The sequence below is a fragment of the Pseudoalteromonas sp. TAE56 genome (genome assembly GCF_000497955.1).
Lineage (GTDB): Bacteria > Pseudomonadota > Gammaproteobacteria > Enterobacterales > Alteromonadaceae > Pseudoalteromonas.
The window spans coordinates 1-23,324 of the sequence record NZ_AUTN01000140.1; the positions used below are offsets into that span (position 1 = coordinate 1).

Genomic DNA, 23,324 nt, shown 5'->3' on the forward strand with positions numbered 1-23,324 from the left:
GTTTAGAAGATGATTTTGATGATGAACTATTAATTGATAATGACTTCTCTGAATTAGAAACTGAGATTGAAGATGAGTCACTTGATGATGAATTACGTCAAAAGATTAATGATGAGGTTGATTCTGCTGAACCACCAAGTATAGAAGATGACACGAAACCTCTTAACCTTGATGAAGTTCAAGAAACATTAGAAGGTGAGTTGCCATTTTCCCCTGAAGAATTACAAGGGGATGATTTAGATGGCGAGGCACCGGGAATAGCTTCTAGTCAGGCTGAGCAAGATTTAGCAAATGCGCTTATGACAGATGCTGATTTAGATGTTTTAGAAAATGATTTTGATGATGAGATTTTAATTGAAAATGATTTTTCTGAATTAGATGCTGAATTTGACGAAGATAGTTTAGAGCAAGCGCTAACTGATGAGTTATCAGACGAATCGCAAGAGCAAACAAATGCAGAGCGCGAAGCACAGTTAACAAGCTTAGATGAAGTGGGTAGCACTGATATTAGCTCTGACGACGAACTTGATGAAGAGTTTATGTCAAATTTGACGCAAACTGATTTTGATTCATTACTTAGTGAGTTAGCAGAGCCTGAAGAGTTAAGTGTTGATGACAGCAGTGGATTTGATGTTGACTTTGACAGCTTGTTAAAAGAAGACTTAGAGACAGATGACCCATTAACTACAAAAGAGTCACTTGTTGAAAGTAGTGATGTTGAGCAGTTTGATAATGATGAATTTGTAGATATTGATTCATTATTAGAAGAAAGTGACGACGCTGAACTTGAACATGAACCTTACACCGACGTTAATATGGATGTCGGTTTGAGTGAGTTTGATGCATTACTTGCCGGTGATAATCCGACGGATGTTGATGCTGAAAGTGGTGGCTACTCAGCTAAACTTGATTTAGCGCGTGCCTATATTGAAATTGATGATTTTGATTCTGCGCTTAAAGTCATTGAGGATGTGATTAACAAAGGTCCTGAAGAAGTTCAAGAGGAAGCACTTAGCTTAAAAGCTAAACTAAAATAAAATAATTAAAATGTTTATAAGAACCCGTATCTGGCTCAGCTAAATACGGGTTTTTTTATGTGTATTGGTTTGATTACGACAGGTCTCCTTTTATTGCATCGTTAGATAGCATAAAATGCCTCGTTCATTAGCACAGTAGGTAAAACGGTAATTATGCGAGTAGCACTTGGAGTTGAATACAACGGCGCACGTTACAGTGGTTGGCAGCGTCAATCACATGTAAATAGCGTACAGCAAGAAGTAGAAAAAGCGTTGTCGCGTATCTGTAATCATCCTGTTGAGGTTATATGTGCAGGGCGTACAGATGCTGGTGTGCACGGTACAGGCCAAGTAATACACTTTGAAACGCAAGCCGATCGCGATATGGTCGCATTTACACTAGGTATGAATACTTTAATGCCTAAAGATATTGCTATTCGCTTTGCCCAACCGGTTGCTGATGACTTTCATGCCCGTTTTAGTGCTACAGCCCGTCGTTATCGCTATGTTATTTATAACTCCCCCCTACGAGGAGCTGTATTAAACGAGGGTGTTACGCATTTTCATCATCATCTTGATGAAACAAAGATGCAAGAGGCGTGTCAGTATTTAATAGGTAAACACGATTTCACCTCTTTTAGGGCTATACATTGCCAAGCGAATACACCGACAAGAACAATTCATCATCTGTCGGTACAGCGCCAAGGTACTTACGTTATTATTGATATTAAAGCGAATGCATTTTTACATCATATGGTACGTAATATCACAGGCAGCTTAATGGATGTTGGTTTACATAAACAACAACCTATATGGATAAAAGAGCTACTTGATTGTAAAGAACGCGCAAAGGCCAGTGCTACCGCTAAGGCCGCTGGTTTGTATTTAGTGGATGTTGACTACCCTGAGCAATTTAATATTCCTCAAACACCTTTAGGCCCTTTATTTTTGCCTGATATAGATGTGGTATAAGTACTTTTTATAAGCACTTTGAACTACTAAGACCAGTTTTTTATACCGCGTTAGTGTAATTCATGTTTTAATTGAAAAAATTTGTCTGCTAATTGCTATTAGTAGGCTCGCGACACAGAACAGTATTAAGAGAGTTGCAAATGAGTTGGCTAGAAAAAATCTTACCTAAAACGACAAAATCATCAGGTCGTAAAGAAATCCCAGAAGGTGTTTGGGCTAAGTGTACATCGTGTGATTCAATTTTATATAAAGCTGAATTAGAAAAGTCATTAAACGTATGTCCTAAGTGTGACCACCACATGCGTGTTAGTGGCCGTAAGCGCCTAGAGCACTTTTTAGATGAAGGTGATCGTCAAGAGCTTGGTACACAACATGAGCCTAAAGACATTCTTAAGTTTAAAGATTCTAAAAAGTACTCTGACCGTATCAGTGCAGCGCAAAAAGCAAGTGGTGAAAAAGATGCACTTGTAGCTATGAAAGGCCGATTAAAAGGTATTCCGGTAGCAGCGGTAGCATTTGAATTCTCATTTATGGGGGGGTCAATGGCTTCTGTTGTTGGCGCTCGCTTTGTTGATGCTGTTGATCAATGTTTAGAGCATAACATGCCGCTTATTTGTTTTTCTGCATCAGGCGGAGCACGTATGCAAGAAGCGCTTATGTCGCTTATGCAAATGGCTAAAACAAGCGCTGCACTTGCAAAAATGACTGAAAAAGGTCTTCCATTTATTTCAGTAATGACCGATCCAACAATGGGTGGTGTATCGGCATCACTTGCTATGCTGGGTGATATTAACGTTGCTGAACCTAAAGCGTTAATTGGTTTTGCAGGTCCTCGTGTTATTGAACAAACTGTTCGCGAAACATTACCAGAAGGTTTTCAGCGTAGTGAATTTTTGCTAGAACACGGTGCAATTGACATGATTATTGACCGCCGTGAAATGCGCGATACCCTTGCACGCATTTTAGCTAAATTTATGAACTTGCCTTCTACGGAACAAGAGCATAGAGTAGCGTAAATTTCAGCTTTACTGATTACACGCTATGACAAAATCAATTCCTAGCCAATCATCAAGCCTTGATGATTGGCTTTTTTATTTAGAAAGTGTTCACCCAGCTAACATTGCAATGGGGTTAGAACGAGTTGCTAATGTTGCCAACAATATTGGCCTTTTAAACACCCCAAGTAAAATTATTCTTATTGCCGGTACAAACGGTAAGGGCACCACTGCACGTTGCTTAGAGTCGCTATTGCTAGCGCAGGGGTTTAGCGTGGGTACTTACGCATCTCCTCATTTAATTCGTTATAACGAGCGTGTACGAGTTAATGGCGAAGAACTGGCAGACCAATTCCATATAGATGCTTTTCACCAGCTTGAGCAAGGCCGTAAAGACACTCCTCTGACTTATTTTGAATACGGTACTTTGGGTGCGTTGGCAATTTTTAAACGCTGCAGCGTCGATTATGTATTACTAGAGGTTGGTCTAGGTGGGCGCTTTGATGCTACAAATATAGTAACTCCCTTTGCAAGCGTGATCACCACCATCGATTTAGATCATAAAGAGTACCTAGGTGATACACGAGAGTTAGTGGCTTATGATAAAGCCGGGATTTTTCGTGAAAATACGCCTGCTATTATAGGGGATTTAAATATTCCTCACACAATGACTGATTATGGCAAAGAGATTAATGCCAATATGACGTTGTCGGGCAGTGACTTTATTTTCAAAGAAAATGCTGAGAGCTTTAATTGGCAATATAAAGAACATAATCTTGAAATAGATAAGCCAGCAATACCGTGTCAAAATGCAGCAACGGCGTTAACTGCACTAAGTGTTTTAAGCTTATTACCTAGTGAGCAAGTCATACGAAGTTGCCTCGCTAATTTAGTTGTAGAAGGGCGGTTTCAGCAGTTAACTACTGAGCCTTTAGTCTTTACCGATGTAGCACATAACCCTGAGTCGGCACGTTATTTAGCCAATAAGTTATCAAGCTATAAAGATAAAGGCTTTAAAATTCATGCATTAGCCGCTATGCTTGCTGATAAAGATAAAGCAGGTGTACTTAAAGAAGTAAGTCACTTAGTCGATGAGTGGTCATTAGCTAGTTTAAGTGGCCCCCGAGGCGACACTGCAAGTAATTTACAAAATGCGCTGCAGGGTATATCTCATCATAATACTATCAATAGCTATGATAGTGTGGCACAGGCACTAAGTGTAATTTTACCAAAACAACAAAGTGATACTATGTTGATTGTATTTGGTTCATTTTTTACAGTGGCCGGCGCTATTAATTACTTTAAAAAATAGAGAGGATGTCGGTGAACTCAAGTTTTATTAATCGCTTAGTCGGAACAAGTATAGTAGTGATCGCAGCAATTGTGTTTATCCCTAATATACTCGATGGCGAAAAAGTGCATTATAAAGAAGGCTTTAAAGCGATTCCTGATAGCCCTGAGTTCAAAACAATCGATCTTCAAGAGTCAATTGATGAAAACATGGCTAATGCTGAACCACTAAAACAAGATGAAATTGAAGATATTCAAGCTGATGATGAAGCTTTTGAGCAGCAAAATGCTATGGATGAGAGTGACTACGCTGTAGAGAATAAAGTTGTTGAAGCGACTATTGAACCTAAAGCTACACCAATTACAAAAGCGCCTGTTCAAGCTAAACCAAAACCTATTGCGCCTCGTAAAAGTGATGAAAACCTAACAAGTATGGCTTACGTTATTCAATTAGGTAGCTTTTCACATGTTGCAAATGTAAAAGCATTACAGGCTAAATTAAAAGTTGAAGGGTTTAAAACGTTTACTAAACCGATTAAAACCCCAAATGGGACGTTAACCAAGGTATTTGTTGGTCCTTCGCTTGATAAAAATGAATTACAAAAGCAGCTTCCCCAGCTGAAAGAGCTTACTAAATTGAATGGTAAAGTTACGCAATACGAAGTTACAAAATAATTATAAAGAGGCTTGTATCACAAGCCTTTTTTTATTTATTTATATTTGTTTTTATCATTATCTTTATCTCATAATACCCATTCTATAATGTTAATTTTTTGTATTGACTACAACCCAGTAATCTCCCGTTTAAACTTGCATACTAACGATGTTTGGGTATAGAATGCGCCCCAAATTAGCGACTAATTGGTTCTTATGATCTGGGTTGATTACGCCATTATTGGCATCATTGCATTGTCTACCATCATCGGTTTAATACGCGGCTTTGTAAAAGAAGCAATGTCATTAGCGGTATGGGCTGGCGCCTTTATCATCTCTAGCTTATTTTACCAATATTTAGCTTCCTTCCTAACAACCATTTCTGAACCCCTTTTAAGAAATGCTGCGGCCATAGCCATATTATTCTTTGCGACGCTACTGTTAGGCGGTTTACTAAACTATATTTTAGGTGAGCTTGTACATCGTACTGGTTTATCGGGTACCGACCGTGTTTTTGGCATAGTGTTTGGTGCTCTACGAGGCGTGTTGGTCGTGAGCGCGTTACTCTTCTTTCTTGATGCTTTTACTGGTGCACCCAATACGCACTGGTGGGGCAATTCTATTTTGATTCCAGAATTTGGCTTTGTAGTTGAATGGTTCTTTTCGTACCTAGAAAACAACTCGAGCTTTTTAAATTCAGTAAACCGTTAATCGGCGAGGATAAATTACATGTGTGGTATCGTTGGAATAGTCGGAACATCCCCTGTGAATCAGGCGATTTATGATGGCTTAACTGTTTTGCAGCACCGTGGTCAAGATGCCGCGGGTATCATTACCATTGAGAATAATACGTTTAGCTTACGCAAAGCAAATGGCCTTGTGAAAGATGCCTTTCACACCCGTCATATGAAACGACTCCAAGGTACAATTGGCCTTGGCCATGTGCGTTATCCTACAGCAGGATCTTCAAGCTCATCTGAAGCACAACCTTTTTATGTTAACTCACCGTTTGGTATAGCGCTTGCCCATAATGGCAACCTTACTAATGCAGAAGCTTTAAAAGAGCAGTTATTCTCAGAAGCACGTCGTCACGTCAATACAACGTCAGACTCTGAAATTTTACTTAATATCATGGCACATGAATTAAGTAAGTCTGATAAGTTGCATTTAGACCCTGAAGATATTTTTACTGCGGTAACCGAAGTAAACAATAAAGTAAGCGGTGGCTATGCAACGATTGCTATGATTATCGGCCATGGCATTGTTGCTTTTCGCGACCCTAATGGTATCCGCCCACTTGTATTTGGTAAACGCGAAACCGAAAAAGGTACTGAGTACATGTTTGCCTCAGAAAGCGTTGCGTTGAAACCGGATGGTTTTGAGTTTGTACGTGATGTTGCACCTGGTGAAGCTATATATGTTACAGAAGAGGGTGAATTCCATTCACTTAGTTGTGCTGATAAGGCATCTTACTCGCCGTGTATTTTTGAATTTGTTTATTTTGCTCGACCTGACTCAACAATAGACCGTATGTCTGTGTATGCAACACGTGTAAATATGGGGACTAAACTAGGCGAAAAAATTGCACGCGAATGGGCAGACAAAGATATTGATGTAGTTATCCCAATTCCAGAAACTTCATGTGATGTAGCGCTGGAAATTGCACGTGTACTTGATTTACCGTATCGCCAAGGTTTTGTTAAAAACCGTTATATTGGTCGTACATTTATCATGCCTGGTCAGGAAATGCGTAAAAAGTCAGTGCGTCAAAAGCTAAACGCAATTGATCGAGAATTTAAAGGTAAAAATGTATTATTGGTTGATGACTCAATTGTTCGTGGTACAACATCAGCACAAATTGTTGAAATGGCCCGAGAGTCTGGCGCTAAAAACGTTTACTTTGCATCAGCGGCACCTGAAATACGCTTCCCTAATGTGTACGGTATTGATATGCCTTCAGCAGCTGAGCTTATTGCTCACGGACGTGAAGTAGAAGATATTAATGCAAGCATAGGGTCTGACGGTTTAATCTTTCAATCGTTAAAAGATTTAATTGCAGCAGTTAGCCAAGAAAATCCTGAAATTACTAAGTTTGAAACCTCAGTATTTGATGGCCAATATATTACTGGCGATATTGATCAAAACTATTTAAATCGAATTGATAAGCTACGTAACGATTCAGCAAAAAGCACCCGCGAAAGTGCGATGTCTTCAAGTTTAGAAATACACAACCAAGACGAAAACGAAGCTGATTAATGGTTATTGATAAAAACTATTAAATATAAAAAAAGGAGCTAATTAGCTCCTTTTTTGCGAAGGAAAGAAAGGGAATATTTCTATCAAACACGACTCTTTATTAAGTAAACATAGGGCTAACAATCCCATTTGTCCAAAGCATCGCTGTTACAGCTAAAATAATAACCAGTAATATTAACCCACACGTTACTACCGAGCTGGCGTAAATAAAGCCACGCTCTTCGGGGATATGCATAAGTATAGGTACGCCGGTATAGAGTAAATAGACCGAGTAAGCTAGTGCAATAATTCCAGCACAAACTACAAACCAGAGTACAGGCCAAAAAGCGGCGAGTGCTGACATAAACACTGGCGTTGCAGTATATGCTGCAAGTTCAAGTGTTTGTGTAAATGTAGGTTTAGAACCAAATGTAACGGCCATCCAATGGGCTAAATAAGCCAATGCGAATACGCCCGCTATTAAAGCAAAATACATTGCGCCTGCAATTAGCAGAGCACTATCGTGTGTTAAAAATACGGGATCGCCGGCACCTATACTCCACCCTAAATAAACAGATGAGTAGTAGCCCATTATTGAAGGGAATAAAGCAATCAATAAAATATGTGACAAACTATAGGTTAAACTTTCATGGCGATTATCTATTGTTTGCCATTCTTCAAGTGGATGAGCATAAATGCCCCAGAGGTGATTCAATATCATAGTGCTTACTCCATAAAAGGAACGTATTACTGTTTTGGTTGGTTTATTTTTATACAGTCTTTGTACAGTTATGGTTCACTTATTTTGCAAAGTCAAGTTAACTAGCTATTAACATTATCAAGTCGGTGAGTGCTTTGATTTATCCCAAACAAAATTTCGTGTTAAAATAACGGTCTATCAAATTTATTTAGTAATGAGCAGTCAACGTGCCACATAGCCAACTTTTAGAGCCGATTAATAACTTTTTATTGTGTACCACCCCAGAGCAGTGGGTGCAGCAAGCAATTAAAAAAGAAAACTTATCAGTCATTTTAATAGATCACTTAATTTGTGAATTAAAAGCAGCTCAAAGTGCGATGTTTTTAATACGTAAATACGCGGTAGATAAAGAGGGTAGTGATGCATTACTCGAGTGGCTAAAGCCATTTGAAACGCTTATTTATAAACGAGAAGGTAATTGGCGCGATCTGGCAGCTAAAAATAAGCTAACTAAATCCATAATTCCTAAATCGAGTTCTCCATATGGGCAAGGGCTAATCGATAAAATGGTTTTGCTGATAAAAGAAGAGCTACATCATTTTTATCAAGTTCTCGAAATTATGGACGAGTACGGTGTTGAATATCGTAGTATTACACCATGTCGTTACGCAAAAGGTATGCTTCGTCATGTTAAAACGTTCGAGCCTGATGCATTAGTCGATAAGCTAATAGTAGGCGCTTATATTGAGGCGCGTTCGTGTGAGCGTTTTGCAAAGCTTGCACCGCATGTTGATAAACGCTTAGGTGATTTTTATATTTCGTTGTTACGTTCAGAAGCGCGTCATTACCAAGATTATTTAACTTTAGCGCAAGAAATTGCTGATTTTGATATTACCGAACGCGTAAACTTTTTTGGTGAAAAAGAAAAAGAGTTAATTTCTACAACCGATACTGATTTTAAATTTCATAGCGGTATTCCTACTGTTTAAATACCCTCATTTTCTTTTAAAAAATTAATATACTCTGTTATTTTCTGATTGCTGAAATTATGTTTTTTCATAATTTTAGCAATGCGACCATTGTTAATTATTATATCAATTCCTCTATTAAATTTTTGTAAGTATTCTTTGGCCCTATAATTTGATTTAGAGACAACTAAATATAGTTTATGAGAAGCAAGATTTGGCGATAAATACTCAATATTATTATCATCCGAATCTTCGGATTTAGTGTGTTCAAGCCAATATTTTCCAACCTCTTTAGTACCCGCGACTAAATCAATACGCCCTTGTTGTAGTAAATATAAGCTTGTAGGAAGGCTTTTTGTGGACGTTATTGCCAGATCCGTATTTCTAGCAAACTCTTGGCTTACAACGGCATTGTCTTCTATACCAATACTATAAGGAGTTAATGATTGAACTGTACCATCGAAATTAATAATACTTTCTTTTCGCTTAAAAACTCCTGAGTGAGCAACTGCAAGTGGACGGGAGTAGTAAAAAACTTCATTTCTTTTTAATGAATAAAAAGCACCTAAAATAGCTGTTTTTCTGTTTTTTTCTAATAGCTTTAAAGCGCGATTCCATGTCGTAAACTCTACTTCGCTATTAATACCTTGTGTTTTAAGTGCTGATTGGGCTATTTCATATAACCAACCATTATTGGGCAAGTTTTCGCTAAAATAGGGAGGGTAGTTTTCAGTAACAATTTGCCATGTTTGTTCGCTAAATACTTTTGTTGGAATGGCAATTACTACGATGAAAATTAACAGCTTAATCATTAAACCTCTCACTATTATTCAAATGTATAGATAAATAATAGTCAGAATTTTAAATTATGCGAAAGGAGTGCTAATTAATTCTTGTGATTGAGGGGTAACGACTAAATAAGAGCCTTGGGTGTACCAGTCACCTAGCACTGTGCGAGTAAGTGTTTGTTCATTAACTTTATACGTATGAACATTAGGGCGGTGAGTATGACCATGAATCATATTCGTAACGTTATGTTTGGCAAAGGTTGCAAGTACAGCTTCATCGACAACGTCTAAAATTTCGATAGGTTTATCAGCCTGGCTTAATTTACTTTTTTCGCGGGCATTACGCGCTATTTTTTTACGATACCAAAGCGGCATTGCAAGCATCAATTTTGGCCACCACCAACCACGACTCTTTTTACGAAATTTTTGATACTCAGTATCTTGAGTACACATTTCGTCGCCATGTAAAATTACGGTAGGCGTACCATATAAATCAATGACTGTTTGTTCATCGAGTAATGTCATTGCGGCCATGTCGGCATACTGCTTGCGCATAATGAAATCACGATTGCCATGGATAAAGTAAACAGGTGTGCCACCATCATTAATGGCGCTTAAATGTTTTGCTACATCGGCACTCAGAGCAGTAATGTAGTCATCTCCAACCCATACTTCAAAAAAATCACCCAAAATATAAAGTGCATCTACATCTTTATTTAGTATATGTGTATTTAAAAAGTCAAAAAATGCAGCGCTGATGTCGGGGCGGTTTTCGCTTAGGTGTAAATCTGCAATAAAGTAAGTTTGGCGAGTCATAGGTTAGTCTATTTTTTATTAAATAAAAGCGGGCAGATGCCCGCTTAAGTGCTCACAATAGTGTAAGCAAACGCTATTAGCTAACAGTAACACTTTCGATGATCACATCTTCAAGAGGTACGTCTTGGTGAAAACCAGTACTACCTGTTGCAACTGCTTTAATTTTATTTACTACGTCCATGCCTTCTACTACTTCAGCAAAAACACAATAACCCCAACCTTGCGATGTTTCGCTGCTATGGTTTAAAAAGTCGTTGTTGTTCACGTTAATGAAAAACTGTGCTGTAGCTGAATGAGGATCAGGTGTACGTGCCATAGCTAAAGTGCCTACTTTATTAGACAGACCGTTATTAGCTTCATTTTGAATTGGGTCGTTTACTTCTTTTTGTTCCATACCTGGAACAAAACCACCGCCTTGAACCATAAAACCATCGATTACGCGATGAAAGATAGTGCCGTTGAAAAAATCAGCATTTGCGTACTCTAAAAAGTTTTTAACTGTGTTTGGAGCTTCTTTCTCAAACATTTTAATGGTGATGTCACCAAAATTAGTGTGTAGAACAACCATGTGTTTTCCTATATCCGGTTTAAATATTGGCGCTATTTTATCGTAGTTGGCTAAGATTAACAAAGTAGATGTTTGGTTTGTTATAAAGCGCTAGAGCAGGGGCTTTTCAAGTGGTAACATAACTGTTCAAGTAAATAGTCAAGGACTCAAAGTAAATGGTAAATATATACAACACACTCACGCGACAAAAAGAGCAATTTAAACCTATGGTCGAAGGAAAAATCGACATGTATGTGTGTGGTATCACCATTTATGATTACTGCCATATTGGACACGCTCGTACTTTTGTAGGTTTTGACGTTATTGTGCGCTACTTACGTCATATTGGTTACGATTTAAAATATGTGCGAAACATTACAGATATCGACGATAAAATAATTAAACGGGCGAACGAAAATGGTGAGTCAATAAATGACTTAACTGTGCGCATGACTAAAGCAATGCATGAAGATTTTGATAGTTTAAATATGCTACGCCCAGATATTGAACCAACAGTTACAAGCCATATGGATGAAATTATCGTTATGGTTAAGCGCTTGATTGAAAAAGGCCATGCCTATGTTGCAGCTGACGGCGATGTTTTGTTTGATGTATCAACGTTTGAGCAATACGGTGCACTTTCTCAGCAAGATTTAACGATGTTGCAGTCAGGTTCTCGCGTTGAAGTGGCTCAAGATAAAGACGATCCACTTGATTTTGTGTTATGGAAAAAAGCTAAAGCAGGTGAGCCATCATGGTCATCACCGTGGGGTGAAGGGCGACCGGGTTGGCATATCGAATGTTCGGCAATGAGCTCAAAACACCTAGGCGAGCATTTTGATATTCACGGTGGGGGGTCTGATTTACAGTTTCCACATCATGAAAACGAAATTGCGCAGTCGTGCTGTGCAAATAACGGCAAGTATGTGAATACATGGATTCATACTGGCATGGTTCAGGTAAACAAAGAAAAAATGTCTAAGTCGTTAGATAACTTTTTTACTGTGCGAGAAGTTTTAAAAGCATACGATGCCGAATCTGTTCGTTACTTTTTAATTTCAGGCCATTACCGCAGCCAACTAAATTACTCACAAGAAAATTTAGACCAAGCGCGTTCATCACTTGAACGTATTTATACAGCGCTTCGTGATGTAGAACCGGTAGAGTGCGATTTAGAAGGCAATGAGTTTGTTGCTAAATTTAGAAAAGCAATGAATGACGACTTTAATACCCCAGAAGCACTACCTGTGTTGTTTGAACTTGCTAAAGAACTAAACCGCGTGAAAGACACTGATGCAGGCCAAGCTGGCAAATTAGCCTTTATATTGCGCAGCCTTGGTGAAGTGCTAGGGGTTGCTCAACAAGCACCGGAAGCTTTTTTACAAGGCGGGCAAGATGACGACGAAGTTGCGACAATTGAAGCATTAATTGTGAAACGTAATGAAGCACGTGCGAGTAAAAACTGGGCTGCTGCTGATGAAGCACGTGATGCGCTTAATGCATTAGGCGTAATACTTGAAGATTCAGCCGGTAAAACAACGTGGCGTAAAGCGTAAACGTTTAAAGTAATTCACGTTTAACTAAAAAAGGGTTGCCAAATGGCAACCCTTTTTTGATTTTTTAACTGCTTAGCTGTGATATTTTTCACATGCTTCAAGTGTGTTTTCAATTAAGCTAGCAACCGTCATCGGGCCAACGCCACCCGGTACGGGTGTAATAAAATGCGCTTTTTGTTCAGCCACACTGTATTGAACATCACCGACTAATTTACCCGTATCTAAGCGGTTAATGCCCACATCGATAACGATAGCGCCTTCTTTTATCCAATCTCCAGGTATAAATTCAGGTTTACCCACAGCCACAACTAATAAGTCAGCGCGGCGAACATGTGTTTCTAAGTCTTGAGTAAACTTATGGCACACTGTGGTTGTACAACCGGCTAATAAAAGCTCTAACGACATTGGACGACCAACAATATTTGACGCGCCAACTACCACGGCATGCATCCCTTTATAACGTACACCCGTTGAATCAAGTAATGTAATAATACCTTTAGGCGTGCATGGGCGAAGAGCAGGCATACGCTGTGCTAATCGACCAATGTTATATGGATGAAATCCATCAACATCTTTATGTGGGGTAATGCGTTCTAAAATCTTTTCAGCATCAAGGCCTTTTGGCAGTGGTAACTGCACTAAAATCCCATCAACTTCGGCATCATTATTTAGCTCGTCAATTAAATCTAAAAGAGTTTGCTCTTGTGTGTCTGCTGGTAAATCAAATGATTTAGAGATAAAGCCAACTTCTTCACAGGCTTTACGTTTTGAACCAACATAAACTTGGCTTGCTGGATCAAGTCCAACGAGCACTACTGCAAGTCCTGGTGCACGTAAACCATTTGCTACACGTTCACTTACACGTTCTGCTACAGCGCTACGTACTTGTTTTGCGATTGCCTTACCATCAATGATGTTTGCCGTCATGGGTGACCTTTAATTGGGGTTAATTAACTAGATACCGATACTCTAAAAACGAGTGCATAATAAAATAGGGGTAAAAATGCTAATAAAGAAAACATACTCTTTATATAACTCGTTTTATAATGTGCCTACTATTTTCGCAGAAAAGCATAGCAGCGCCAAGTTGCTTTTAATGTATATAACATTTGAGTTGTTAAATAGTTTAAATTTCAGCCTACTATTGTAATATTTAACCATTGTGCACTAAAAATGAGCACTTGATTGGTTTTATTAAAAAAACGTTTGACCTAACCCCGTCAAATCACTATTATGCACCCCGTTGTCAACGAGGTCACTCGCTAACAATAATAAGTTTCGGCGATTAGCGCAGTTTGGTAGCGCACTTGGTTTGGGTCCAAGGGGTCGCAGGTTCAAATCCTGCATCGCCGACCATTTTTATAATTTATTATAATCGAATAGCTTATTGGTAAACTATGAAGTTTTCGATGCGCCCATAGCTCAGCTGGATAGAGCAACGCCCTTCTAAGGCGTGGGTCGAAGGTTCGAATCCTTCTGGGTGCACCATTTGAAAACATGTAAATATAGCGGTGATTGTAGCTCAGTTGGTAGAGCCCCGGATTGTGATTCCGGTTGTCGTGGGTTCGAGCCCCATCAGTCACCCCATTTACAACGAATATCGGCGATTAGCGCAGTTTGGTAGCGCACTTGGTTTGGGTCCAAGGGGTCGCAGGTTCAAATCCTGCATCGCCGACCATTTTCTTAAAATGGTCTTAAACTCTCAGTTTAAGTGTTCAGTATGAAAAAAGAAGTTAACTCTTCAATGTCGGCGATTAGCGCAGTTTGGTAGCGCACTTGGTTTGGGTCCAAGGGGTCGCAGGTTCAAATCCTGCATCGCCGACCATTTTCTTATCTAGTAAGAATAATAAATAAACTCCTCTAAGTTATAAATCTAAATTCGTTAGCCTTTAATTCTATTAAATAATTTGTATTTTATTCTATTCAATGCTCAGTTAGCCTGTTTTTTATTCAGTTAGTCTCTATAGTCCCTTATCTAGTCCAAATAATTGCCCCCTATACTCGACTATCATAAATATTAGGTTATAATGCCGCGTCTATTGTTTAACATAGTGCCCGAAGGGCAAAGCAGCAATGGTATCTCATGGTAGCGACGGATGCTTTTAAGTGTGAAAAACCGCTTAAACTTTATCAAGACTCATGCAGATCACTTTGTTTGTAAAGGAAGGCGAACAGTCGCCAAAATTGAATATTGAGGTAAATCATGCAAGTTTCTGTTGAGACGACCCAAGGCCTTGAGCGCCGTATAACTATCACCGTTCCTTCAGAGAACGTTGAGACCGAAGTAAAAAAACGCCTACAACAACTGTCAAAAACACAGCGTATAGATGGTTTCCGTGCTGGTAAAGTTCCAGTATCTGTAATTAACAAGCGTTTTGGCCCTGCAGTTCGTCAAGAAGTTGCTGGCGAAGTAATGCAACGTAATTTTTACGAAGCAATCGTTTCTGAAAAAATCAATCCAGCTGGCGCGCCTACATTCGCACCTAAATCACTTGAAGCAGGTAAAGATTTAGAGTTCTCAGCAACGTTTGAAGTTTACCCTGAAGTTGAAGTTCAAGGTTTAGATAAAATTACTGTTGAGAAACCAGCGGTAACAGTAACTGACGAAGATTTAGCTAACATGCTAGAAACACTTCGTAAGCAACACGCTGAGTGGGCTGATGTTGATACAGCTGCTGGCGAAAACGACCGTGTAACAGTTGATTTCGTAGGTACTATCGACGGTGAAGTATTTGAAGGCGGCAAAGCTGAAGACTTCCCATTAGAACTTGGTCAAGGTCGTATGATCCCAGGTTTTGAAGATAACATCGTAGGTAAAAAAGCAGGCGAAGAAGTAGTTGCTGATGTAACTTTCCCTGATGATTACCACGCTGAAAACTTAAAAGGTAAAGCGGCTCAATTCACTATCACAGTGAAAAAAGTTGAAGCGCAAGAATTACCAGAATTAAGCGAAGAGTTTGCAACTAAATTCGGTGTTACCGAAGGCGGCGTAGACGCGCTTAAAGAAGAAGTTAAAAAGAACATGACACGTGAGCTAGACCAAGCGGTTAAAGCAAGCGTTAAAGACCAAGCAATCAAAGGTCTTTTAGCTAACAACGAAATCGAAGTGCCTAAAGCACTAGTTGATCAAGAAGTTGATGCTCTACGTCAGCAAGCAGCTCAACGTTTTGGCGGCGACGCTCAAAACATGCCAGAGCTTCCAGCTGAATTGTTCCACGAGCAAGCTGTAACACGTGTTAAAACTGGCCTTTTATTAGGTGAAGTGATTAAAGCTAACGAGATTAAAGTTGATGACGCTAAAGTTGAAGCATTAATTGCAACGGTAGCTTCTGCATACGAAGATCCAACTGAAGTAGTAGAATACTACAAAGGTAATGATCAACTTATGCAGCAAATGCGTAATGTAGCAATGGAAGAGCAAGCTGTTGAAGCTATTTTAGCTAAAGCAGTTGTTACTGATGTTGAAAAAGCATTTGATGACATCATGAATCCACAGCAAGGTGCTTAATAAGTCATTGACTTAAGCTCTCGCTAACGATTAAATGGCTCGTGCTACTCTGTTTATACAGCGTGCCCGGGCCATTTTAGTTTTTGGCTCTAAATTTGCGAAAAACGATAACTATGCTTCCTTATAATAAGGATAAGTATAAGCGCATAAGGAATTAAATAAGTATGAATACTGGTATTACAGATCCCCTAAATGCATTGGTCCCAATGGTTGTTGAACAAACACCAAAAGGCGAGCGCTCGTATGATATTTATTCGAGATTATTAAAAGAGCGTATTATCTTTTTAACAGGTCAAGTTGAAGACAACATGGCAAATCTGATTTTAGCGCAAATGCTATTTTTAGAATCAGAAAATCCTGATAAAGATATCTTTTTATACATTAACTCACCAGGTGGTTCAGTAACTGCGGGTATGGCTATTTACGACACAATGAACTTCATCAAACCAGATGTAAGTACAATATGTGTAGGTCAAGCTGCAAGCATGGGTGCTTTTTTACTTACTGCTGGCGCTAAAGGTAAACGTTTTTGTTTACCAAACTCTCGTGTGATGATTCACCAACCATTAGGTGGTTTCCAAGGTCAAGCATCTGACTTTGAAATACACGCTAAAGAAATTCTGTCTATTAAAGCTAAGCTTAATCGCTTAATGGCTGAGCATACAGGCCAACCATTGGATATTATCTCTAAAGACACAGATCGTGATAACTTTATGAGTGCCACGCAAGCTGTAGATTACGGCTTGGTAGACTCAGTTTTTACAAATCGCGATAAAAAGTAAGCGCTTGGTGAGCGGGATTGCCTGTTTGCCACTTTGAGTTACTATGCGAAAACTAATAAATTTTGGTATAGTTAAAGCGTATTGAAATAGCCGCCAAAAGTTTTGGTGGCCAACGTAATAAAATGAGGTAGCTGAATGTCTGACACTCCTACAGACGGCGACAAAAGTAATAAATTGTTATACTGCTCTTTTTGTGGCAAAAGCCAACATGAAGTGCGTAAATTAATTGCAGGCCCTTCAGTATACGTTTGTGATGAATGTGTAGAGTTGTGTAACGATATTATCAGGGAAGAGATCAAAGACATTGCTCCTAAGCATGATACGTCTGACAAACTACCTGTACCAAAAGAAATTCGTAAACACTTAGACGATTATGTTATTGGCCAAGATCATGCTAAAAAAGTATTGTCTGTTGCCGTTTATAACCATTATAAACGCCTGCGTAACCAATCGACTAAGCAAGACATTGAATTAAGTAAAAGTAATATTTTGCTTATCGGTCCAACAGGTAGTGGTAAAACATTACTTGCAGAAACGTTAGCGCGTCTACTCGATGTGCCGTTTACTATGGCCGATGCCACTACATTAACCGAAGCAGGTTATGTAGGTGAAGATGTTGAAAACATCATTCAAAAGCTTTTACAAAAGTGCGATTACGATGTTGAAAAAGCGCAACGTGGCATTGTTTACATTGATGAAATTGACAAAATTTCTCGTAAATCAGATAACCCGTCAATTACGCGTGATGTATCGGGCGAGGGCGTTCAACAGGCGCTACTTAAACTGATTGAAGGCACCGTTGCTTCTGTTCCACCGCAAGGTGGTCGTAAACATCCACAACAAGAGTTTTTACAAGTAGATACTTCTAAAATCTTGTTTATTTGTGGTGGCGCATTTTCAGGTTTAGATAAAGTAATTGAGCAACGTAGCCACAAAAATACCGGTATTGGTTTTGGCGTTAGCGTAAAAGAGTCTGCGGCGAGTCGTTCTTTAAGTGAAACATTTAAAGACGTAGAACCAGAAGATTTAGTTAAATACGGCTTAATTCCTGAGTTTATAGGTCGTTTGCCAGTAGTTGCTACGTTAACAGAACTTGACGAAGCTGCTCTTGTGCAAATACTAAGTGAACCTAAAAACGCGATTACTAAACAGTTTTCAGTATTGTTTGGTATGGAAGACGTTGAACTTGAGTTCCGTGATGATGCCTTAGCTGCAATTGCCCACAAAGCAATGGAGCGTAAAACAGGTGCACGTGGTCTTCGTTCAATCGTTGAAGGTGTTTTACTTGATACTATGTACGAACTTCCTTCAATGGATGACGTAAGCAAAGTGGTTATTGATGAAACCGTTATTAAAGGTGAGTCAGACCCAATCTTGATTTATGAAAATAATAAACAAGATAAAGCTGCATCAGAATAGTTTTTAAGCTATTTGAGTGAAAAAAGGAGCCTTAGGCTCCTTTTTTTATAATTAATTTAATCGAGTAAGGGAAAATTGTTGAACTTTAATTAGGTTATCCCCATATACTTGAGTAATCTTTAAAATAAATTAAGTGCGAAGAGAAACTATAATGACGCTTGAGAGAACCGACCGAGTCGAAATCCCAGTCCTTGCACTGCGCGATGTTGTGGTATATCCGCACATGGTGATCCCGCTTTTTGTAGGCCGTGAAAAATCAATAAAATGCCTAGAAGCGGCAATGGACAAAGACAAACAAATTTTCTTGGTTGCACAAAAAGATGCAACTGTAGATGAACCTGAGCAAGAAGATATTTATCGTATCGGCACTATTGCCACTGTACTTCAGTTATTAAAATTACCGGACGGTACAGTTAAAGTTTTAGTAGAAGGTACACAGCGCGCACAAATCGAAGAATTTGTAGATAACGAAGACTTTTTTGTAGCTAATGCTCAATTTATTGAATCTGATTCGGTAGACGAGAAAGAACAAGAAATTTTTATTCGTAGCGCAATTAGCCAGTTTGAAGGCTATGTAAAGCTAAATAAAAAAATTCCTCCTGAAGTACTAACTTCAGTTTCAGGTATTGATGAGCCAGCGCGCCTTGCTGATACAATGGCAGCCCATATGCCATTAAAAGTACCTGAAAAACAAAAAGTGCTAGAAATTTCAAACGTGACAGAACGTCTTGAATATTTAATGGCATTAATGGAAGGCGAAATAGACTTACTGCAAGTTGAGAAGAAAATTCGTACCCGCGTTAAAAAGCAGATGGAAAAGTCACAGCGCGAGTATTACCTCAATGAGCAAATGAAAGCCATTCAAAAAGAATTGGGTGAGCTTGATGATGTACCTGATGAATTTGAAGCACTTAAAAAGCGCATTGAAGAATCGGGTATGCCAACAGAAGCACAAGACAAAGCGACGACAGAGCTTAATAAGCTTAAGATGATGTCGCCAATGTCTGCAGAGGCAACTGTAGTGCGTTCATACATTGACACATTAATTAATGTGCCATGGAAAAAACGCTCTAAAGTGAAAAAAGATTTAGCGGGCGCGCAAAAAATTCTTGATAGCGATCACCATGGCTTAGATAAAGTAAAAGAACGCATTATCGAGTACCTCGCGGTACAACAGCGTACTAATAAGCTTAAAGGGCCAATTTTATGTTTAGTTGGGCCACCAGGTGTTGGTAAAACATCGCTAGGGCAATCTATCGCGCGTTCAACTGGTCGTAAGTATGTGCGTATGGCATTAGGCGGCGTACGTGATGAAGCTGAAATTCGTGGTCATCGCCGTACATATATCGGTTCAATGCCAGGTAAGTTAATTCAAAACATGACAAAAGTGGGCGTTAAAAATCCATTATTCTTGTTAGATGAAATTGATAAAATGTCAGCTGACATGCGTGGAGACCCAGCATCAGCTCTATTAGAAGTGCTTGATCCTGAGCAAAATAGCCATTTTGCTGATCATTATCTTGAAGTAGATTACGATTTATCTGATGTTATGTTTGTAGCAACATCAAACAGCTTTAACATTCCTGGCCCATTACTGGACCGTATGGAAGTTATCCGCTTATCGGGTTACACCGAAGATGAAAAGTTAAACATTGCAAAAGAGCACTTAATTACTAAACAAGTAAAACGTAACGGCTTAAAAGAGTCTGAAATTGAAATTGAGGATAGTGCAATTATTGGCATTATTCGTTACTACACACGTGAAGCGGGTGTACGTAACCTTGAGCGCGAAATTTCAAAACTATGCCGTAAAGCCGTTAAAAATATCTTACTTGAAAAAGACACTAAAACAGTGACTATCAATCAAGATAACCTAGAAGACTTTTTAGGTGTGCAACGCTTTGATTATGGTAAAGCTGAAGACGGCGACCGTATTGGTCAAGTTACAGGTTTAGCATGGACAGAAGTTGGCGGTGATTTGCTAACAATCGAATGTGCGGCTGTACCAGGTAAAGGCAAGTTAACTTATACCGGTTCACTGGGCGATGTAATGCAAGAGTCGATTCAAGCGGCAATGACGGTAGTACGTAATCGTGCAGATACATTTCGCATAAATAGCGACTTTTACGAAAAGCGTGATATTCACGTACACGTACCTGAAGGAGCAACACCAAAAGATGGCCCAAGTGCGGGTGCAGCAATGGTAACAGGTCTTGTATCTAGCTTAACGGGTAACCCTGTACGAGCAGATGTTGCAATGACCGGTGAAATTACGCTACGTGGTGAAGTACTTCCTATTGGTGGCTTAAAAGAGAAATTATTAGCAGCTCATCGTGGTGGAATTAAAACAGTCATCATTCCAAAAATTAACGAACGTGACTTAAAAGAGATCCCAGACAACGTGCTGGCAGGTCTTGATATTCACCCAGTTACTTGGATTGACGAGGTGTTAAAGCTTGCTTTAGTGCATCCTGTTGAGAGTTTTTCGGTCGAAACACCTAAAAACCAAGAAAAAAGCTAAAAAAAGTGCTTTTTAGGGCTTTTCAAATCTAAACGGTATGATAAGTTAAGCACTGGTTTTCAAGCCTAGCCCTTATGGGGCGTAGGCTTAAGAAAAATATAATCATGTGAGCATTAAAAGTTTGCTCTACAATTTTCAAAAAAGTGATGTTAGTTTAAAAAACCATCGCTCTTGATAATAACAATGAAAGAGGATGATATTGTGAATAAATCTCAATTAATCGATCAAATCGCAGCTGATGCTGACATTTCTAAAGCGGCTGCAGGTCGTGCACTAGATTCATTCATCGAATCTGTATCTGGCGCGCTAAAAGAAGGCGACTCAGTTGCACTTGTTGGTTTCGGTACTTTCTCAGTACGTGACCGTGCTGCACGTTCAGGCCGCAACCCGCAAACTGGTGAAACAATCCAAATTGCTGCTGCAACTATTCCTGCTTTTAAAGCCGGTAAAGCGCTTAAAGACGCAGTAAACTAATCACTGTTTTAAACACATTAGTTATGGCGAGTGTAAAGTTACTGATTCACCACAACAGATGAATTAAGTAACTTTACCGCCAGTTACTTCAAGTGAAAAAGCGTATCTGGTAAGATACGCTTTTTTTACATGTGACAAGGTAAAATACCTTGATCAAAAAGAGATAAACAAATGCTTGAGAAAATCAGAGAAGGTTCGCAAGGACCTGTAGCCAAAATAATTTTAGGCGCGGTGATTTTATCTTTTGCCTTAGCAGGGATCGGTAGTTACTTAGGTCAAACCACAGAACAACCCGTTGCTGAAGTAAATGGAATTAAAATTAGTCAAACCGATTTTAACCGTGCTTACCAAAATGAACGAAGCCGTTTAGAGCAACAATTTGGTGAATACTTTACACAAATTGCCGCTGATCCAAATTACATGGCGCAAATTCGTCAAGGTGTAGTTGACCGCTTAGTACAACAAGAATTGCAATCACAGCTAGCGGCTGATTTAGGCCTTCGCGTAAGCGACGAAAGTGTACGTAAAACAATTTTAGAACTACCGTACTTTCAAATTGGTGAAAAGTTTAATAACGATCGTTACTTACAAGTAATTCGTCAAATGAACTTTCAACCAGATGCTTTTCGTGAATACTTACGTAAAGATATGACACGTAGTCAGGTAGTATCTGCTGTTGCAGGTACAGACTTTGCACTAGAGAGCGAGCTTAAAAGCGCAATCGCTCTGCAGCAGCAAACTCGAAGCATTGATTACTTAGTTATTAATAAAGAAGCACTTGCCGCGAACGTAGAAGTATCAGAGCAAGAAGTGTCTGATTACTACGAGCTAAACGCATCACAATTTTTATCTCCAGAGCTTATCTCAGTAAGTTATATTGAGCTTAAAGCATCAGATATTAATGTTGAATCGGTAACCGAGGATGACGTTAAAGCGTATTACGAGCAAAATAAAGCACAATACGTTGAGCCAGAAAAGCGTCGCGTATCACATATCTTAATTGATAACAGTGAAGACGATGACGTAGCAAAAGAAAAAGCCAATGCACTTCATGCACAACTAGAACAAGGTGCAGACTTTGCTGAGTTAGCAGAATCATCATCTGACGATATCGTTAGTGCCGAAATGGGCGGCGATCTTGAATGGATAGAACGTGACGTAATGGACCCTGCATTTGAAGACGCGACTTTCGCACTTCAAAACAAAGGTGACATTTCTGAGGTTGTTGCTTCTGAGTTTGGTTATCACATAATTAAACTTACAGACATTCAACCACAACAAGTTAAAGCGTATGACGATGTTAAAGCTGACTTACGTGCTGAACTAGAACAAGCTGAAAAAGTAGATGCATTTTACGAAAAGCAAACTGAAATGGGTGCACTTGCATTTGAAATTTCAGACCGCTTAGACGATGCTGCAGAGGTTGCTGAAGTGGAAGTTAAATCTACGCCTCTTTTAGCACTTAATGCTCTTCCGGAGCCGTTAAACAGCCCTGCAGTTGTAACAGCACTAACATCAGTTGATTTACTTGAAGATAAAGTAAACTCTGAAGTTATTGAGCTTGGTGAGGAGCATGCAATTATTGTTCGTATTAACGAGCATAAAGCTGCTGCTACTAAACCGCTGGATGAAGTAAGCGAGCAAATTAAAGCGCGTTTAGTTAATGAAAAATCATCAGAGCTTGCTAAAGAAAAAGCGCGTAGCTTATTTGCAGAAGTACAAGCAGGTGAGAGCTTAAATGATGTAGCGAGCGAGCAAAGCTTAACTGTTCGTCAAGAAGCGCAGTTAACACGTCAAAGCTATACTGTTTCACCTGCTATTGTGACTCAAGCATTCAAAATGGCTCACCCAGCAGGCTCTGCGATAGTTGAGCTTGTTAATTTAAATAATGGTGATGCAGCAATTGTTGCGCTTAAGTCGGTAACAGATGCACAAGTTGCAGCTAATATTGACCCTCAAGCAAAACAAAGCATTACTATGGCGCAAGCTAATAAAAACTACATGGTGTTTATTGAAGCGCTGAAAGCAAATGCTGAACTTAACTTACCAACGGCTACACAAACTGTTGAATAATTAATTTTAG

General features: G+C 39.2%; 20 protein-coding genes and 5 tRNA genes. 20 read left to right on the forward strand and 5 right to left on the reverse strand.

The annotated features are described in order from the left end of the window. The 7 genes from L656_RS0116985 to purF all read left to right on the forward strand — a co-directional run. The coding region (locus L656_RS0116985) for a FimV/HubP family polar landmark protein (protein ID WP_029750924.1) at positions 1–1,037 on the forward strand (1,037 nt) is incomplete at its 5' end. A gap of 153 nt (positions 1,038–1,190) precedes the next feature. After that, positions 1,191–1,988, forward strand: coding sequence for a tRNA pseudouridine(38-40) synthase TruA (gene truA / locus L656_RS0116990; protein WP_007584098.1), 798 nt, complete (start codon positions 1,191–1,193; stop codon positions 1,986–1,988). A gap of 140 nt (positions 1,989–2,128) precedes the next feature. Next, positions 2,129–3,004, forward strand: a complete 876-nt coding sequence (accD, locus tag L656_RS0116995) for an acetyl-CoA carboxylase, carboxyltransferase subunit beta (protein ID WP_007376856.1) — start codon at positions 2,129–2,131, stop codon at positions 3,002–3,004. A gap of 25 nt (positions 3,005–3,029) precedes the next feature. Further along, the gene (gene folC, locus L656_RS0117000; protein WP_024600091.1) at positions 3,030–4,295 is read left to right on the forward strand and encodes a bifunctional tetrahydrofolate synthase/dihydrofolate synthase; all 1,266 of its coding nucleotides are present in this window, start codon (positions 3,030–3,032) and stop codon (positions 4,293–4,295) included. Between the two features lie 11 nt (positions 4,296–4,306). Further along, positions 4,307–4,948, forward strand: a complete 642-nt coding sequence (locus L656_RS0117005) for an SPOR domain-containing protein (protein ID WP_024600092.1) — start codon at positions 4,307–4,309, stop codon at positions 4,946–4,948. A 195-nt stretch (positions 4,949–5,143) separates the two neighbouring features. Next, entirely contained in the window at positions 5,144–5,638 is a 495-nt protein-coding gene (locus L656_RS0117010; protein ID WP_007376853.1) for a CvpA family protein, read from the forward strand. An 18-nt stretch (positions 5,639–5,656) separates the two neighbouring features. Beyond that, positions 5,657–7,183: an amidophosphoribosyltransferase gene (gene purF / locus L656_RS0117015; RefSeq protein ID WP_024600093.1), complete on the forward strand. Its 1,527-nt coding sequence runs from the start codon at positions 5,657–5,659 to the stop codon at positions 7,181–7,183. Positions 7,184–7,283: 100 nt separating this feature from the next. Here purF and L656_RS0117020 read toward each other — a convergent pair whose 3' ends face one another. Then, the gene (locus tag L656_RS0117020) at positions 7,284–7,883 is read right to left on the reverse strand and encodes a Yip1 family protein (protein WP_024600094.1); all 600 of its coding nucleotides are present in this window, start codon (positions 7,881–7,883) and stop codon (positions 7,284–7,286) included. A gap of 206 nt (positions 7,884–8,089) precedes the next feature. Between L656_RS0117020 and miaE the strand changes: the two genes are divergently transcribed. Beyond that, entirely contained in the window at positions 8,090–8,851 is a 762-nt protein-coding gene (miaE, locus tag L656_RS0117025; protein ID WP_024600095.1) for a tRNA isopentenyl-2-thiomethyl-A-37 hydroxylase MiaE, read from the forward strand. On the opposite strand, the gene L656_RS0117030 is transcribed toward miaE, so the two are convergent. The 3 genes from L656_RS0117030 to L656_RS0117040 all read right to left on the reverse strand — a co-directional run bounded on the left by L656_RS0117030 (position 8,848) and on the right by L656_RS0117040 (position 11,002). After that, complete coding sequence (locus L656_RS0117030) at positions 8,848–9,642, reverse strand: transporter substrate-binding domain-containing protein (protein WP_024600096.1); 795 nt, start codon at positions 9,640–9,642, stop codon at positions 8,848–8,850. The two genes, miaE and L656_RS0117030, sit on opposite strands and share 4 nt — an antisense overlap. Before the next feature lie 54 nt (positions 9,643–9,696). Next, positions 9,697–10,434 carry a UDP-2,3-diacylglucosamine diphosphatase gene (locus tag L656_RS0117035; RefSeq protein ID WP_024600097.1) on the reverse strand — a complete coding sequence of 246 codons (738 nt, stop codon included), beginning with the start codon at positions 10,432–10,434 and terminating at the stop codon, positions 9,697–9,699. A 76-nt stretch (positions 10,435–10,510) separates the two neighbouring features. Then, entirely contained in the window at positions 10,511–11,002 is a 492-nt protein-coding gene (locus tag L656_RS0117040; RefSeq protein ID WP_024600098.1) for a peptidylprolyl isomerase, read from the reverse strand. A 155-nt stretch (positions 11,003–11,157) separates the two neighbouring features. On the opposite strand from L656_RS0117040, the gene cysS reads away from it, so the two are divergent. After that, positions 11,158–12,537 carry a cysteine--tRNA ligase gene (gene cysS, locus L656_RS0117045; RefSeq protein WP_024600099.1) on the forward strand — a complete coding sequence of 460 codons (1,380 nt, stop codon included), beginning with the start codon at positions 11,158–11,160 and terminating at the stop codon, positions 12,535–12,537. A gap of 72 nt (positions 12,538–12,609) precedes the next feature. Here the strand turns inward: cysS and folD are convergent, their stop codons facing one another. Continuing rightward, positions 12,610–13,464, reverse strand: coding sequence for a bifunctional methylenetetrahydrofolate dehydrogenase/methenyltetrahydrofolate cyclohydrolase FolD (gene folD, locus L656_RS0117050; protein WP_002958348.1), 855 nt, complete (start codon positions 13,462–13,464; stop codon positions 12,610–12,612). A gap of 352 nt (positions 13,465–13,816) precedes the next feature. Between folD and L656_RS0117055 the strand changes: the two genes are divergently transcribed. The 11 genes from L656_RS0117055 to L656_RS0117105 all read left to right on the forward strand — a co-directional run bounded on the left by L656_RS0117055 (position 13,817) and on the right by L656_RS0117105 (position 23,314). Beyond that, positions 13,817–13,893 (forward strand) — tRNA-Pro (locus tag L656_RS0117055). A gap of 55 nt (positions 13,894–13,948) precedes the next feature. After that, positions 13,949–14,025 (forward strand) — tRNA-Arg (locus L656_RS0117060). 23 nt (positions 14,026–14,048) lie between these two features. Then, positions 14,049–14,124: transfer RNA gene (locus L656_RS0117065), tRNA-His, on the forward strand. Between the two features lie 14 nt (positions 14,125–14,138). Then, a tRNA-Pro gene (locus L656_RS0117070) sits at positions 14,139–14,215 on the forward strand. 70 nt (positions 14,216–14,285) lie between these two features. Next, positions 14,286–14,362, forward strand: a tRNA-Pro gene (locus tag L656_RS0117075). Positions 14,363–14,740: 378 nt separating this feature from the next. Continuing rightward, on the forward strand, positions 14,741–16,045 hold the full coding sequence (gene tig / locus L656_RS0117080; protein WP_024600100.1) for a trigger factor: 1,305 nt from the start codon (positions 14,741–14,743) through the stop codon (positions 16,043–16,045). Positions 16,046–16,209: 164 nt separating this feature from the next. After that, the gene (gene clpP / locus L656_RS0117085) at positions 16,210–16,827 is read left to right on the forward strand and encodes an ATP-dependent Clp endopeptidase proteolytic subunit ClpP (protein WP_024590978.1); all 618 of its coding nucleotides are present in this window, start codon (positions 16,210–16,212) and stop codon (positions 16,825–16,827) included. 135 nt (positions 16,828–16,962) lie between these two features. Next, positions 16,963–18,246, forward strand: coding sequence for an ATP-dependent protease ATP-binding subunit ClpX (gene clpX / locus L656_RS0117090; RefSeq protein ID WP_002958344.1), 1,284 nt, complete (start codon positions 16,963–16,965; stop codon positions 18,244–18,246). A 151-nt stretch (positions 18,247–18,397) separates the two neighbouring features. Then, the gene (lon, locus tag L656_RS0117095; RefSeq protein WP_024600101.1) at positions 18,398–20,767 is read left to right on the forward strand and encodes an endopeptidase La; all 2,370 of its coding nucleotides are present in this window, start codon (positions 18,398–18,400) and stop codon (positions 20,765–20,767) included. A gap of 183 nt (positions 20,768–20,950) precedes the next feature. Next, positions 20,951–21,241, forward strand: coding sequence for an HU family DNA-binding protein (locus L656_RS0117100; protein ID WP_157823336.1), 291 nt, complete (start codon positions 20,951–20,953; stop codon positions 21,239–21,241). Between the two features lie 171 nt (positions 21,242–21,412). After that, a complete protein-coding gene (locus L656_RS0117105) occupies positions 21,413–23,314 on the forward strand; it encodes a SurA N-terminal domain-containing protein (RefSeq protein ID WP_024600102.1) in 1,902 nt (633 codons plus the stop codon). The last annotated feature ends 10 nt before the right edge of the window (positions 23,315–23,324 follow it).

Coding starts and splice junctions, on each gene's coding strand:
- truA (WP_007584098.1), top strand. CDS start 1,191: ATGCGAGTAGCACTTGGAGTTGAATACAACGGCGCACGTTACAGTGGT.
- accD (WP_007376856.1), top strand. CDS start 2,129: ATGAGTTGGCTAGAAAAAATCTTACCTAAAACGACAAAATCATCAGGT.
- folC (WP_024600091.1), top strand. CDS start 3,030: ATGACAAAATCAATTCCTAGCCAATCATCAAGCCTTGATGATTGGCTT.
- L656_RS0117010 (WP_007376853.1), top strand. CDS start 5,144: ATGATCTGGGTTGATTACGCCATTATTGGCATCATTGCATTGTCTACC.
- purF (WP_024600093.1), top strand. CDS start 5,657: ATGTGTGGTATCGTTGGAATAGTCGGAACATCCCCTGTGAATCAGGCG.
- L656_RS0117020 (WP_024600094.1), bottom strand. CDS start 7,883: ATGATATTGAATCACCTCTGGGGCATTTATGCTCATCCACTTGAAGAA.
- L656_RS0117030 (WP_024600096.1), bottom strand. CDS start 9,642: ATGATTAAGCTGTTAATTTTCATCGTAGTAATTGCCATTCCAACAAAA.
- L656_RS0117035 (WP_024600097.1), bottom strand. CDS start 10,434: ATGACTCGCCAAACTTACTTTATTGCAGATTTACACCTAAGCGAAAAC.
- L656_RS0117040 (WP_024600098.1), bottom strand. CDS start 11,002: ATGGTTGTTCTACACACTAATTTTGGTGACATCACCATTAAAATGTTT.
- cysS (WP_024600099.1), top strand. CDS start 11,158: ATGGTAAATATATACAACACACTCACGCGACAAAAAGAGCAATTTAAA.
- folD (WP_002958348.1), bottom strand. CDS start 13,464: ATGACGGCAAACATCATTGATGGTAAGGCAATCGCAAAACAAGTACGT.
- tig (WP_024600100.1), top strand. CDS start 14,741: ATGCAAGTTTCTGTTGAGACGACCCAAGGCCTTGAGCGCCGTATAACT.
- clpP (WP_024590978.1), top strand. CDS start 16,210: ATGAATACTGGTATTACAGATCCCCTAAATGCATTGGTCCCAATGGTT.
- clpX (WP_002958344.1), top strand. CDS start 16,963: ATGTCTGACACTCCTACAGACGGCGACAAAAGTAATAAATTGTTATAC.
- lon (WP_024600101.1), top strand. CDS start 18,398: ATGACGCTTGAGAGAACCGACCGAGTCGAAATCCCAGTCCTTGCACTG.
- L656_RS0117100 (WP_157823336.1), top strand. CDS start 20,951: ATGAAAGAGGATGATATTGTGAATAAATCTCAATTAATCGATCAAATC.
- L656_RS0117105 (WP_024600102.1), top strand. CDS start 21,413: ATGCTTGAGAAAATCAGAGAAGGTTCGCAAGGACCTGTAGCCAAAATA.